A 14,141-nucleotide genomic window follows, 5' to 3' on the forward strand; every position below is an offset into this window, starting at 1 on the left:
AATACTCATTTTTTACTTGCAACACCAATTACAGTACCTATCCATATTCCTATGAAAATACTAATCGTAACAAACCCTAATCCTATACCATCCCAGCCACCAACAGCTGTTATGCTGTAAATAACTACACCAATGCAGATTACACTCAATATTGAGGAAATTAAATATAAAACTTCCACTGTTACTTTTCGGGAAATGAGGAAAACGACTACAATAAACATAATCCCGATAAGTAATATGGGAGTCCATCCTTCTAGCATTAAAGCATTCATATTATCACCCCCTTATTATATAGTTAAGCTATATCTCAAATTTCTTCATGAAATAACCTGCCCTGTTAGTTGAAGAAGAAAAAACTCTCAATCTTTTTTCTCAAAAAATCTAATCACTCAACGTGAGGGGCATATTAAAAAGACGCCTTCTTGTTCAAGAAAAGCGCCCTTTAATTGAAGAGCGTAAATATGGTATAGATTTTACAGATATTCATAAGTTAGTAAAGTTGCTAACTCTCTTTTTTTATAAAAAGAGAAACTAACATGACAGCTCCGATGATTAGATAAATAACTACAAAAACACTATCCATTATTACTGGTATATTTATTAGTACTTGATCTTCGCCTTCCATATACTCGATCACCTTGAACACGGGGGGGAAGACCCACAAAAACCATTTAAAAAACAATGATATTTCGATAATTGATTTTGAGGCGAGTGAAACTACGATTATAAATACAGACGAAAGCCAAGCGTATTTTTTTGTTGCAAATTTAGTAGCCGAAAATAGGGTCCCTACTAATATCCCAAATGTCATAAAGGCCAAGTGGCTGTAAAATGCATAAGCATACAGCTTGATTGACATATTCCCTTTGAAGCTTTCTGTAATGATTGGGAAAAAAATTGCAAACAAAAGTAATGGTATCATTACTACTAGAATAGTTAGCCATTTGCCAAATAAGTAACTAACTTTTCTTTTAAGATGAGAGATTAAGATATGCTTTTCACTTTCTTCATCCAAAGTAAAAATAGCCATTGTAATCCATGTCATTATTATATACATTGCTATTGAAGATGCTGCATAACTACTGAGAATCGGCACATTTTTATAGGCATATAAAATAAACACCCATACTAAAAAAATTACAACGGGAGGGATAAATTTTAATGAACGAACAAAGCTTATTAATTGGTAACGGATAAAAGCTGACAACTTACTACCTCTTCTCTGTTAATTCAAATATTGAACATCCTCTTTTAAGCAACATGGCCAATATCTTATCAGACTCTTTAGCAGAAACAATTATTTCAACTGAATCTCTCCCTATAAATTTATATCTAACAGATGGAACCTCTGCTAATATCTCTCTAGTGGGGATTTTTGCCTTTATATACTTAAATTTTTCCTTTTTGTTTGTAGTAGAATCGTAGACAATTCTACCACTCTCGACAGTTAAAACCCTATCGGCTAATCCTTCAATTAATAGTGGATCATGTGCAGTAAAAATAATCGTTTTTTCCCTTTGAAGAGAATTTAGCTGATTCAAAAGCTCGATTTTTGCTTTATCATCTAACCCAGTTAGCGGCTCGTCTAATAATAATAAATCAGGATTCTTCAGCAATGCCTGTATAATTCCGGCTTTCTGCTTTGTACCTTTTGAACAATGATTCAAAGGGGAGGTTAGAAAGTCTGTAATTGCAAACAGCTCAGCATAATTCTCAATTCTTTTTAAAATACCTTCATCCGATTTACAAGTCATTTTACCCATTAACATTAAATACTCCTGTAATTTGAATCGGATACTTTCTGGAAAATGTTCAGGTACATATCCTATGTTAATTTGTGATCTTTTCACTTGCCCGGCAGTTTCTTCAAATATACCCCCAATGAGTTTTAAAAGGCTGCTTTTCCCGGATCCATTATTTCCGGTGATCGCTACTTTTTCACCTTGTGAAATGCTTAAAGAGACTTCTTTAAGAATCATTATTCCATCAATATCCTTGCGAGCTTGATTTGCCTCGAATATTTTCATAATAAACCACTTCCATCTTTCCTCATTTTACTTTTTGAAATTCAATAAAGACAAAATCCACATTTTCCTAAAGGTACCCTTCATAGATAATAGAACGCCCCTTAATTATACAATAATTTCCATACGAGTTGAAATAATCAATCATTATAATTTGTATGTTCTTCCTTTTCATAATCATTAGCTTTACTACAAGTTAATTCAATGAGCATTACTCCATTAAATGGCCAGATTATTGAACAACAGTTAAACAACACTCTTCAACTAAACTGCTGCTTTAGTTGAATAAAAAAAAAGAGCTGCCTAAGCAACTCAATGTTCTTCAAGTAAAGTCCCTGTTAGTACAATCAGCCACTTAACTTTGAATTCATTTCATAATTATATTTCATAATTATTTGCATCGTCAGAGCGATACTTATTAGAGTAACTATTAGTAGTAAAATCCCTTCATCATTTTTCAAATCAAATCCATAAATAATACTTAAACAAATCACACAGCTTAATGAATTTAAGCCGAATAAAATCCCCCAAATGACTTCCTTGAATATTTTATAGGCTCTATTACCAGTTAAATACCTTATATAAAAGAAACACACCAAACCCATTCCTACTATTATTAGCGATGACTTTATGAAGGATGATGTTAAGGTAATCGGCTCTTCCCAAGACATATCAGTATAAATAATGTTAGAGAAATTAAGCATATTGAAAACGAAGACACAGAGAAGAACATAAAAGAATAAAACCCATTCAGCTACATAAATCATCGGCATTAAAAGCTTATTTAACATTTTCTTACCTACCATTCGTTTGTATTCTCCATAAACTATATAGACTATAACTTTTGACGGGTAAAATTGGTTAAAGTTCCACATTAATAAAAATATTCCTACAACTATCCTGCCCCGTTAGTTTAAGAAGAACAGCGATTCTAATCGCGCCCGTTAATGGAACAACTAAGATTTTTTCACATTCAAATTCATTATGATGGGTTTGCCAGTTTCATACCAAACCGCTAAATCTTTGATTGAGAATAGTTCATCTTTCATAATCTTCCCATTATTTCGTATTTGTTTTTCTTATAGCTGCGACGACAAATACTACACCAACTAACAAGCACAAAGCAGCCGTTAAAAAATTAGCTTTAACAAAACATACGATTGCACCGATAATCCAAATCAAACCAATCAATAATCTGACTGTTGTCCTGTTCACTCTTTTCATCTCCATTATTTTTCAAAGTCAAAATGGAACAAGTCGGCAATTGAAGCGTCCAATTCTCTTGCTTATATAATCTAATTTCTCCTCTTTAAGTGCAAATTTGTAATCAAATCCTCTAAACTCTTTGAAAGTCTTACGTATGTACCTTTTTCATAATCCTCCAATTTTACAGTACCATCAGTGTTATCTACTACAACTATAAGTCCATTACCTTCCATTCCAAGAGGAATGTTTTCAAGTTCGTTATTATGATTATTCTTGTATCCCTGAAGAGTTTTTCTAAATGACTCAAGTTCAACTTTAGGCAAAATAGAATCTAAGCTTATATAATAGTCGTCAAAAAATCCATCCAAGTCGGCAAACCAATATGAATTAAAATACTCGATAATTGATGAGTGAAACTTGGTCTTAATTGAACTTTCCAACAATGTAAATTCATGATATTTAGTTTTCTCTATCGGGCTCCATTCAATATAATCGTCCTCATCAACTTCTCCTATATAAATAAACGAATCAACATCTTCGTTGAATGGCGTTTTAAAAAGGAAATCTAATCCCCCATCTGCATATTTTTTCCGTAATAAAAAATATTGTCTCATAGCCTCGTTTAACGACAAAATTATCTTCCTCTACGTTTAAGAATTAAGTATATTTACATTACCATAAATATCTATTTTTCCTTGAGATTTTTCGTTTATAACATATATAAGAGTAAATTCAAACAATCAAAAAGAGCTGCATATGCAACTCAATGTCTTCAAGTAAAACCCCCGTTAGTAAAAAATTCACTGACTAAATAATAAGTTCTATTTCAAAAATTCCTCTAAAACTTCCAAGTCTTCGGGATATGCGTGTTGTATTCTTTTTATATCTCTAAGTGACTTCCAACCAGCATCTACAATATTGTTATCAGGGTCGTTAATCCCTTCACTCTCTCCAATTTTTTTCACTTTGAAGTAATAAGTTTTTACACTATAACCTTTAACTTCAGCTTCTTTAATAAACAGACTATCCTCTATGACAATATCATAACCTGTTTCTTCTTTAACTTCTCTAATACAACATTCTTCTGGTGTTTCTCCTTGTTCAATACCACCCGAAGGAATAGCCCAAGTCTCAGAGTTAATGCTTTTTACCATTAAAACTTCCTTGTCCTCATTAATGCAAATTGCTGCCGAACCAAACCATTCTTTCATCTTGTCCCTCCCACTTCTTATTAAACTAACCTGCCCCGTTAGTTTAAGTATGATTCTTCACATATTCTTAGATATCCGCTTGTAGTCATCGTTTATAGCCAATCGCTAACCAATGTGAATCCCATTCCGTAATGTCATTTCCTACTCGGCAAGCTAATCCACACGCTTGGCCATCTGCTACGAATGAACCAATTAACCATTTCTTTTGATGTCGGCCGTCTCTTAATGTAATATCAATCGTTGGCATCGCTATATATTGTTGGTAAACATATAGGTTATCCGTATAGTGTAGATATTGTGATGCTGTTAATTGTTCACCGTCTTCTTTGTAAATTTCGATGGTATTTCCTTCTCTCGAAAAAACAGGCTTTTTCACATAACCTAAGCCATTCTCAACAAAATAATCTGGTAACATATAAGTAGGTAACATATATTTTTCAATCGCCGCGCGTTCTTCATCCGTAAATAATTTAGGATCAGTTCGCTGTTCCCAAATTAACCACAGTAAAATTTTTGATTGTAAAACGTATGCAGCTGGCGAATTAATTATTGCTAATTGACGATCTTTTACTAATTCAAGTAAATCAAGCCCGATACGTGTTCCTTCCCCATCGGCAGAAACATCGTCAATTAAAAATTCTAATGGGTGCGACGGACGATATAACACGTCGATACGCTCCATATTTGGTGTGTATAGACCTCTTTTTACAGTTGTGGTATCGTTTCCAAAAATAATAAGTTTAGAAATGGGGACATAATCGATAGTGAAGGGTAAACATTCCTTTAAAAACTGAATATGTACATATTCCTCAAAGTCTTCTTCTAATTCCTTTCCTGTAATAACGATTTTAATAGATTCGTTGGAAGGTTTATTTAAGTATTCAATAGAAGAAAACAATGCTTGTGATAAGCTTTTAATAAGTACTTTTGATTGATTGGGGTTTTTCGCTCCAAACTCATCGCATAGATGCTGATTCATTTCAAACGCTTCTGTAATAAGAAATGGCGTATCTCCGTTTAATTCGATGGCTTTTAAGTCACCTTTTTCAGTGCAAATAAAATCAAATCGAGCGAGAACCGATTGTTGCGGTAGATAATCTAAGTCAAGGTATGGAATCATTTCTTCTCGAATACCTAAAGCAATTAACTTCTCTGGCTCTAAGTGTTTAAATTGCTTTGAGACCTTATGGAAGGTCTGCCATAAAACATTCGTTGCATAATACAATTCGTCCACTTTTTCTTTTGATAATTGCATAATATCAAATAACGCATATTCTAAATCTTCTATGTCCGCGAAAAAATGAGGATGTTGATCATAAAAGTATTTTCTTTTTTTCAAGTGTAGTTCGGTATTAATCATAAGATGATTATCCCCCTTGCATCATCTCTTTTAATGGCCGTTATTAAATATGGAGATTTGGAATGATGTGTGGAAACATCTATTCCAACCTCCCCCAGCAATTAAAGAATTACTTTTTTATAAACCCAATAAATTTATTTCCAAAAGAAAAACAGGTTATTTCTCATGAACCCGAAGAACCACCACGTCCTGCTCCACCTGAACTAAATCCAGATTTACCACTGTTACTGTTGTTGCTATTTGTAGTAGGATTCAACGTACTGTTATTACTGTTGTTACTATTTGTAGGAGAATTCGACGTACTGTTATTACTGTTGTTACTATTTGTAGGAGAATTCGACGTACTGTTATTAGAGTTATTTTTATTTAGGTTGATCCCGTTATTACTAGTATTTTTAGAAGGATTAGTTGTTGTGTCATTCTTAATAGTAGTCGAACTAGAATTATTGTTAGTATTGTTGTTATTCGGTTTTACTGGCGGTGGTACAACTACCCCATTACTATTTTTTTTCGTTTTTTCTATTTTTGTTTTATACATAGCGCTACCTGCCATTGCACCTAATGTAGCAAACATAAGCCCATTAAAGAAGTGTTGAGAATAGTAAGGCGAGTTTTCATCAATGCATTGCGCGGAGCCGTCTTCTGCTTCTTTCCATTCAGCACATGATTGTGAATAATCACTGTCCATTACATTTTCGACTTTATCATCAACAGTATTATTTTCTGTACCCGGAGAAATATTTGTTTCTTCCTCCATATTTTTTTGTACATCTTTAGTCATATCCTCTACTTGCGGTGCAGGTGACGTTTGAGCGGGCGCTCCACAAGCAGCAAGTTGTAATGTCATAAAAGATGCTGTTGTAATAACCGAGTATTTTCTAAGTTGTTTTTTTTTCATAATAGGTTCCTCCGTAATATAACTTGATTTTAGATTTAAATTTGGTTTAATAATTAATCCAAAGAACTTTCTTAACCTTTAACACTTAAACATAATAACATGAAAGTCCCGTTGTAATCCCATAATAGGTAATTTTAGTAAATAAAAAACTTTCTGCAGTTATATTTATGTTAGATAGTTAAGGCAGTGGATAATAAAAGGACCACACATTTTAGATATGTCTAATATGTGTGGATGTGTGGTCCTTTATTTAATTCCTTCTTCAACTAAAGCCCCCGGTTAGTGGAAGAACTTATTCAATTGCACTTAACAATAAATTTAATTCTTCTTCAATTACAGTACCACTATTTTTCTTTGTTATCTCAAAGGTTTTTTTATAAAGGCACGCATATTTCAAGGCAAGGAAACCATCAATTGGGAACGTATTACTTTGCCATTCTTGACGATATCCTAAAATGCCACGTTGTTTAATAACTCGGTCTAACTCTTTCACTACGCATAAAACAAACTCTTCAAAGTTGCATTTTGTTTTTAATACTACTCTAGGTAAATTATTATTAATTTTTCTCTCTACTATGAAATTTTGTTTTTCTGTAATAGTAATTTCTAAGTCTTCAAAATCACGCTTAAATTCCCAGCATAATAAAAAAGGACCCGTATGCCATTCGATACCTCCATTTCTTTTGTTAAAAGCTCCTTCCTTCCAATTTAATTTACATAGGGGATGTATCGATGCAAGATATGTAACAAAGTCGCCTAGAGCATCCGAATGAAAAGAAGGATAAAATTCCATCTTTTTATTATTGATTTCAAATGTACAAGTTGCACTACCACTTCTAATATCATCATAATAAAACTTCAATTAGCTCACCTCCACAATTATCTTCTGACATCAAAACAGACGCTCCATTTTCAATCGTAACCTCTGAATTTTTATTTATATTCCTTTCATTCTATATCTTGTGAATATAATCCTACTTAAACTAAACTGCTGCGTTAGTAAAAAAAAGACTGCTCTATTGAACAATCGCCCCCGTTAGTTAATAAAATGCTATGACAATAATAATGAACAAATTAGCGATAAAATGTGAAATTGCACTTATCCATACATTGTTTGTTTTGTAAAATGCGACACCGTACAAAATACTATTTATGAATATGAAGAAAATATCATAACTGACTATCACAATATTACCGACTGTGAAATGACCTAGTGAGAATAGTATAGATGTCAAAATTAACGTTGGAATGATTGGTAACCATTTGCTTATTAGCTTTTGGAAAAAACCCCGCCACGCGATTTCTTCACCTAATGCTAAAATGGCAACTTGAAGGACGAGTAATAATAGCTTATCTAATGAAACCATAGATTCTGTTCTGTGATAAATGTGTTCTATGAATTCAGGTAATAACAGTGTTGCTAAAATAAAACAGACAATATTAATTATAGATGGTAAAACAATCCAAAATAATATTGATTTATCTTTTAGACTTGTTCCAATTGCTTTCACATTTAGTCCATTATGAGAAGAAGTATTTTTTTCTAAAACTCTATTGATAAAGTAAAATGTGATACCAACAATAACAGATATTCCAGCAATACCAAATCCCCAAAAGTTAGAAACGGACACAATGGTCATAACTACCATCGCTACTAAACATATACTATTAATTTTAGACAAATTTATCTCCCCTTTTCAATAAATCTTTAATATAAAGCTTTTTCTTATTGAACTAACCTGCTCCGTTAGTTTAATAAGAAAAAAGAGTTGCATATGCAACTCAATGAATTCAAGTAAAGCCCCCGTTAGTTCAATAAGAATTTTTTAAAAATATAAGAAATATGATAAAGAAAAAACTAAAACCATATACACACTATTTTTAATCCAAATGATTTTTTTACTTATTCCAGCTTTTTTTTCTAAGTAATTGATATAGTTAATCGTTAATATAAATCCAAGAATTATCATTAAGTATCCCTTAGGTTCATTTACCTTAACAAGATACCCTATTATACCTAAAGCAATGAGTATGGTTCCGATAGTGACCAAAATCATATAAAAATAAAGAACTTTCTTATCATTTTTCAAAAACAAGCCCTCCCCAAATAAGGTTTACCATATAAAACCAATTACACTAACCTGCTTCTTTATTTGAATAAAAAAAGAGCCGATTGAACAGCTCAAAGATCTTCAAATAAAGTCACTGTTAGTTTAATAAGAGATGTTTATTTAATGTACATTTCCTTCAAAGCTATTTCGATAATAGTTTTAATAAACGGTTCCTTCTTCTTTGTATATGTTGGTCTATCGAACATATATTTAGAGGCAAGTTTTTTTTTTAATGAAGCATACTCTTTAGCTACATGGGGGTGTAACCTAAGATAATCTCGAAACAATAATTTTTCAATCCACTCACTACTGTTAATTTCACAGATATGCAGATGACAAGTACCCTGACCCCATAATCCCTTCCTAAAAAACCTTCTATCTTTTAACTCAGGTTTATGAACATATTCATATTCAATTTCACTAAGAGGAATAACAAAATTGGATACTTCATCTAAATCTTGTACGCCCACAATAATATCAATTATTGGTTTCGCTTCTAATTCCTTTATAGAAGTGCTTCCAATATGTTCAATTCCAACAACTTTATCACCTATAACATCAACAATTCTTTTTTTCTCATATTCAAATTCTTTTTCCCAATTAACGTTATAATCACTAAGATTAACAATTGGTTTCCTCATTTTGTTCCCACCTATAAAATAATACTTCTTATATCTAATTCTATAAAGCTTAGCGAAAACCTTCCAATCACAAAAGGATACTTCCAGCTGTTAAATGACAATAAATTTATTTTATTTCGTGCTTTGTTATAAACGATAGTCTTTTTACAAGGCTACAGTTCATAAGACGTTTGAATTAATGAATGGGTAAGTCTATTGTGGTATTTCTATTTTCGCGTTTTGGTGAGATCCTAAGAAAATACATAGAATGATGAAAAAATTCTTTTCATTAGGACACGAACTTGTTATAATTTTTTAGTTTTCAAGTAAATGGGGTGCATAGTTAACAATTTAAATTGGTTAAACTTAATGTGAGTAACCAATGAAGGGGAAATGTTAGACAGAGGACGTAATTGTTATAGAAGATCGACATAAAAGGAGTTTGTTGGCATGAAAGAAACATCAGGAAGTACGATAAAATGGATTCCTTTCTTCATTACCATTGCAATTGGTATTATTATTTGGTTTATACCGGCACCTGCTGGAGTAGAAGAAAGTGCATGGCATTTGTTTGCTGTATTTGTTGCGACAATTGTCGGTTTTATTTCAAAACCATTACCTATGGGAGCTATTTCAATTATTGCTATGGCAGTGATCGCGGTGACTAACACGCTAACAATTGAAGAAACGCTAAGTGGGTTTGGTAATTCGACGATTTGGCTTATCGTTATTGCGTTCTTTATTTCGCGTGGATTTATTAAGACGGGGTTAGGTGAACGTATAGCTTATGTATTTGTTCGGTTATTTGGGAAGAAAACGTTAAGCTTGTCGTATTCTTTATTGCTAAGTGATTTAATTTTGGCACCTGCTATTCCGAGTAATACGGCACGTGCAGGTGGTGTGATTTTTCCTATTATCCAATCCTTATCACGTACATTTGGTTCTAAACCAGAAGATGGTACAGAACGTAAAATGGGAGCCTTTCTTTTGACGGTAGGATTTCAAGGGAACTTGATTACATCTGCTATGTTTATGACAGCTATGGCAGCCAATCCTTTAATTGCTAAGCTAGCGAGTGATACGGCTGGTGTAACAATAACGTGGTTTGGGTGGGCAACTGCTATGATTGTTCCAGGATTAGTAGCATTGATTGTTGTTCCATTTATTATCTATAAGATTTTTCCTCCAGAGATTAAACAAACTCCAGAAGCAAGTCGAATTGCCAAAGAGAAATTAGATGAGTTTGGGCCATTAAAAAGCTCTGAGAAACGCATGATTGCCGTGTTTATTGTTGTTTTAGGACTTTGGATTGGTGGGGATTCTTTAGGCATTGGTGCCACAACTGCTGCTTTAATAGGGCTTTCCTTACTTTTATTATTAGAAGTACTAACATGGTCAGATATTAAAAATGAACAAGGAGCCTGGGATACGCTTGTTTGGTTTGCGACGCTCTTTATGATGGCCTCTTACATGAACAAGCTTGGACTGATTCCGTGGTTTAGTAAAGAGGTCAGTTCGTTTGTGTCTGGCTATAATTGGATGTTTGCGGTATTGATATTAGCACTTGTCTATTTCTATTCACACTATTTCTTTGCAAGTTCTACAGCGCATATTAGTGCCATGTATGCCGCGTTTCTATCTGTTATGCTTCAAGCGGGAGCACCAGCCATGCTTTCGGTAATCCTATTAGCAGCATTCAGTAATTTATTTGGTGCCACAACTCATTACGGTTCTGGTCCTGCTCCTGTATTCTTTGGCGCAGGTTATATTGAACAGAAAAAATGGTGGACGGTAGGCTTTATTGTCTCTATCGTTACGATTCTCATTTTTGTTATAATCGGCGGCTTATGGTGGAAGCTACTTGGCTATTGGTAAGATAGATTTGAGCACGGCTACACAAGGATAAAAAGGCTTTTTAGCCGTGCTCAAGTAAATTTTTTTCCTAATTTAGAGTCTCTTCCTGCTTCGCCAAATCCCATAGCCTTGGATTTCCATAATGAAGTGAAAAGAGCTTACACATCCAAGCTGTTGATGATAGCCAATATTTGATGATCTGTCCATTTGCCATTAATCTTCAGATTTCCTTTAGCTATACCTTCTTTTTCAAACCCTACTTTTTCTAATACACGAATAGATGCTATGTTGTCAGGCATAGCTCCTGCCTCAATTCTATGGAGTTTTAATTCTTTAAAAGCAAAGTCTACAACAAGTTTAAGAGCTTCCGTTGTATAGCCCTTTCCATTATACCCCTTATCTAAAGTAAATCCCGTATAACAGCTTTGTAGGTCTCCCCTTGAAATTTGAGTTAATGAAATGTCTCCGATAAGTTTATCAGTTGCTTTTAAAAAGATTCCAAAGGGATATAATTGCCCTTCATCTGACTTTTTCAATGCCTGTTGAAGGCGTTGTTTTTGAAATTCCTCTGTATAAAAGGCTTCTGGAATTAATGGGCTAACTCGTTGAAAAAATTCGCGATTTCTATAATGCAAGCTTGCTAACTCGCTGGAGTCAGAAATTTTGTAAAGTCGGAGATAAATTTGTTCCCCTACTAGCTTCATAGTACCCCTCCAATTTCTTTTTACAACCATTTTATTCAATTTAATAATAGAGTATGATGTATATTACTCTTTTAATGTAAATTCTTATTGCACTAACCTGCAGCTTTAGTTCAATAAGAATTATTTATATTTTTATCTTTCTAATATTATACAATATTGTTCTTTAAATTTTTCATAGTTCCAATTGTACAGTTTCACCAGGTGATTTAGAGATAATTCTTCATAGTAACATCTAATATACGGTATATTTATTTCATTATCGTCAAGACCAATCCATACTTTCCATAGTTCTAAAATCTGTCCTTCTCTAATATTTTCTTTTAGGTACTCCAGTAATTGCTTTGCCCTCAATTCCGAATAGATAAAATTCACTTCATAAATGAATGGATAACTTGTATATCCACTTACATCATAGTAAGCGTCCTTTTTAATGACCAATTCATTTAAGTCATCTTCATTTTCAACAAATAATATTTTGCTATTAGGGTCCATCTTCTCCCAAGGTACCAACTCATGTGGTTTTATTTCTAATTCTATAGCTTCCTTAACAGTAATATACTTCGCTTTTGTTTCTACTTCTGGCATTTCATAATTTGTTGCTATAAATGAACAAAAACTCATTTAACCACCTCCTAAATCAATCCTTATTAAATTATCCTGCTTCGTTAGTTCAATAAGAAAAAAGGAGTTGCATATGCACCTCAATGATCTTCAAGTAAAGCTCCGTTAGTTTAAGTGTAATCATTCACAAGCTCTATTAACTTATCTAAAATTTTTAAATAATGAACAAAAACTACACTTTGCCACCACACAGAGTATGGAGATTATTTCAAGTAAAATAAAACTACCAATATAATTTTAAAACTCATTTATTTATTGAGTTCATTAACTGGAAGAAGTATTCAAGCTTGTGAGTCTTATTTAGGCTATACCACGAATGTAATGTATCTGGTGCAAGTACATCTAATTTTTTCAGTACTTCCATCGCAAATTCCAAAGGAGCTACTCCTGATGCAGTAATCAAATTTCCACCAACTACCACAGATTCTATCTCATACAAATTTTCCCCTTTATAATTAGGACAGACCATTTTAATATACTCTAAGCTATTACTAGTGTGCTTTCTAGAATCTAGATATCCCATATTCGCTAGTCCCTCAGTTGCACCACATATAGCAGCAACAATAGTGCCAAGTTTTAAAGCCTCACCGATTTCTTTCAAGATAGTGTGATGAATATCTTCTCCCCAAGTATTCCCCCCAGGCAGAATTACAAGATCATTACTATCAAAGTTACATTCATCAAGAGAAATATCTGGTTTTATACTCAGTCCCCCCATTGTAGTAATAATTTCTTTATTCGATCCTACTGTAATTACTTTTAAAGGAGCTAAATCCTTTTTGAAGTATCTTCCTGAGTTTAATTCAGCAATTAAATATCCATATTCCCAGTCTGACATTGTATTAAATACATAAAGATAAACCTTTTTTATTTGCATCCACTAACACCCTCCTATCAAATTTTCATAGTTTATTCTTTTCTACATTAAAATCTACCACTCCCAAAAGAACATATGTTCTTCAAAATGTAATTATATACCACAATTAACTAATAATCTATTTCTTTCTCAACTAAACTGCTCCGTTAGACCAATAAGAAAAAAGAGCTGCATATGCAACTCAATGATTTTCAAGAAAAGCCCCCGTTAGTGATAAAGGCAACTGCACTACTTCTGAAATCACCAATCTATGAATCGCTTTTTGTCACACTTAATTTTTCTTAGTTATTTCTTTAAGTAAAGAAATAATTTCTTTGTTTTGTTCAATTTGAATTTCACTATTCACTCGAATGATTCTAACCCATCTTAATACTAAAGCTACTAACAAAATTGGTATTAATGTAAACAACGCTCCTACCAAACCTACCGTATCCCCAGAAAAATTCATTTTGAAAGCCCTTCCTTTTAATCAATTTTACCATAATAATACAACCTCTTTGTTTAACTATCCTGCTCCATTAGTTCAAAAAAAAAAGCTGCCTATGCAACTCAATGATCTTCAAGTAAAGCCCCCGTTAGTTGAAGTATATTCTTTCACAATGTCTTATGAGGTTTTTATTTATTGATATACCAATCTCAATCCGATCACTCATAA

18 protein-coding genes are annotated in these 14,141 nt (G+C 32.9%); 1 reads left to right on the forward strand and 17 read right to left on the reverse strand.

Annotated features, from left to right (window positions below):
- Positions 1–5: 5 nt before the first annotated feature.
- From CSE16_RS12375 to CSE16_RS12430, 13 genes are all read right to left on the reverse strand, one after another.
- Positions 6–272: a YesK family protein gene (locus tag CSE16_RS12375; RefSeq protein WP_099424189.1), complete on the reverse strand. Its 267-nt coding sequence runs from the start codon at positions 270–272 to the stop codon at positions 6–8.
- Positions 273–502: 230 nt separating this feature from the next.
- Positions 503–1,207 (reverse strand): hypothetical protein, encoded by a 705-nt coding sequence (locus tag CSE16_RS12380; RefSeq protein WP_099424190.1) that lies wholly within the window; start codon positions 1,205–1,207, stop codon positions 503–505.
- Positions 1,208–1,211: 4 nt separating this feature from the next.
- On the reverse strand, positions 1,212–2,027 hold the full coding sequence (locus CSE16_RS12385; RefSeq protein WP_099424191.1) for an ATP-binding cassette domain-containing protein: 816 nt from the start codon (positions 2,025–2,027) through the stop codon (positions 1,212–1,214).
- A gap of 344 nt (positions 2,028–2,371) precedes the next feature.
- Entirely contained in the window at positions 2,372–2,830 is a 459-nt protein-coding gene (locus tag CSE16_RS12390; protein ID WP_099424192.1) for a hypothetical protein, read from the reverse strand.
- A 253-nt stretch (positions 2,831–3,083) separates the two neighbouring features.
- Positions 3,084–3,239: a hypothetical protein gene (locus CSE16_RS21420; RefSeq protein WP_157764813.1), complete on the reverse strand. Its 156-nt coding sequence runs from the start codon at positions 3,237–3,239 to the stop codon at positions 3,084–3,086.
- A gap of 80 nt (positions 3,240–3,319) precedes the next feature.
- Positions 3,320–3,844 (reverse strand): SecY-interacting protein Syd, encoded by a 525-nt coding sequence (locus CSE16_RS12395; protein WP_099425831.1) that lies wholly within the window; start codon positions 3,842–3,844, stop codon positions 3,320–3,322.
- 207 nt (positions 3,845–4,051) lie between these two features.
- Positions 4,052–4,441, reverse strand: a complete 390-nt coding sequence (locus tag CSE16_RS12400) for an NUDIX hydrolase (RefSeq protein ID WP_099424193.1) — start codon at positions 4,439–4,441, stop codon at positions 4,052–4,054.
- An 85-nt stretch (positions 4,442–4,526) separates the two neighbouring features.
- On the reverse strand, positions 4,527–5,801 hold the full coding sequence (locus tag CSE16_RS12405; RefSeq protein WP_099424194.1) for a glutathionylspermidine synthase family protein: 1,275 nt from the start codon (positions 5,799–5,801) through the stop codon (positions 4,527–4,529).
- Positions 5,802–5,964: 163 nt separating this feature from the next.
- Positions 5,965–6,699, reverse strand: a complete 735-nt coding sequence (locus CSE16_RS12410; RefSeq protein ID WP_099424195.1) for a hypothetical protein — start codon at positions 6,697–6,699, stop codon at positions 5,965–5,967.
- A gap of 292 nt (positions 6,700–6,991) precedes the next feature.
- Positions 6,992–7,561 (reverse strand): hypothetical protein, encoded by a 570-nt coding sequence (locus tag CSE16_RS12415; RefSeq protein WP_099424196.1) that lies wholly within the window; start codon positions 7,559–7,561, stop codon positions 6,992–6,994.
- A 178-nt stretch (positions 7,562–7,739) separates the two neighbouring features.
- Positions 7,740–8,381, reverse strand: a complete 642-nt coding sequence (locus CSE16_RS12420) for a CPBP family intramembrane glutamic endopeptidase (RefSeq protein ID WP_099424197.1) — start codon at positions 8,379–8,381, stop codon at positions 7,740–7,742.
- A gap of 144 nt (positions 8,382–8,525) precedes the next feature.
- The gene (locus tag CSE16_RS12425; protein ID WP_099424198.1) at positions 8,526–8,789 is read right to left on the reverse strand and encodes a hypothetical protein; all 264 of its coding nucleotides are present in this window, start codon (positions 8,787–8,789) and stop codon (positions 8,526–8,528) included.
- Between the two features lie 137 nt (positions 8,790–8,926).
- Positions 8,927–9,451 (reverse strand): GrpB family protein, encoded by a 525-nt coding sequence (locus CSE16_RS12430; protein ID WP_099424199.1) that lies wholly within the window; start codon positions 9,449–9,451, stop codon positions 8,927–8,929.
- Between the two features lie 429 nt (positions 9,452–9,880).
- Here CSE16_RS12430 and CSE16_RS12435 point away from each other — a divergent pair, with 429 nt between their 5' ends.
- Positions 9,881–11,305: an anion permease gene (locus tag CSE16_RS12435; RefSeq protein ID WP_099424200.1), complete on the forward strand. Its 1,425-nt coding sequence runs from the start codon at positions 9,881–9,883 to the stop codon at positions 11,303–11,305.
- Between the two features lie 137 nt (positions 11,306–11,442).
- Here the strand turns inward: CSE16_RS12435 and CSE16_RS12440 are convergent, their stop codons facing one another.
- The 4 genes from CSE16_RS12440 to CSE16_RS21585 form a co-directional block, all read right to left on the reverse strand.
- Positions 11,443–11,988: a GNAT family N-acetyltransferase gene (locus tag CSE16_RS12440; RefSeq protein ID WP_099424201.1), complete on the reverse strand. Its 546-nt coding sequence runs from the start codon at positions 11,986–11,988 to the stop codon at positions 11,443–11,445.
- 132 nt (positions 11,989–12,120) lie between these two features.
- On the reverse strand, positions 12,121–12,609 hold the full coding sequence (locus CSE16_RS12445) for a magnesium transporter (protein ID WP_099424202.1): 489 nt from the start codon (positions 12,607–12,609) through the stop codon (positions 12,121–12,123).
- Between the two features lie 244 nt (positions 12,610–12,853).
- Positions 12,854–13,486, reverse strand: coding sequence for a type 1 glutamine amidotransferase family protein (locus tag CSE16_RS12450; RefSeq protein ID WP_099424203.1), 633 nt, complete (start codon positions 13,484–13,486; stop codon positions 12,854–12,856).
- A 271-nt stretch (positions 13,487–13,757) separates the two neighbouring features.
- The gene (locus tag CSE16_RS21585; RefSeq protein WP_172954387.1) at positions 13,758–13,934 is read right to left on the reverse strand and encodes a hypothetical protein; all 177 of its coding nucleotides are present in this window, start codon (positions 13,932–13,934) and stop codon (positions 13,758–13,760) included.
- Positions 13,935–14,141 lie beyond the last annotated feature (207 nt).

Source organism: Solibacillus sp. R5-41, assembly GCF_002736105.1.
Lineage (GTDB): Bacteria > Bacillota > Bacilli > Bacillales_A > Planococcaceae > Solibacillus.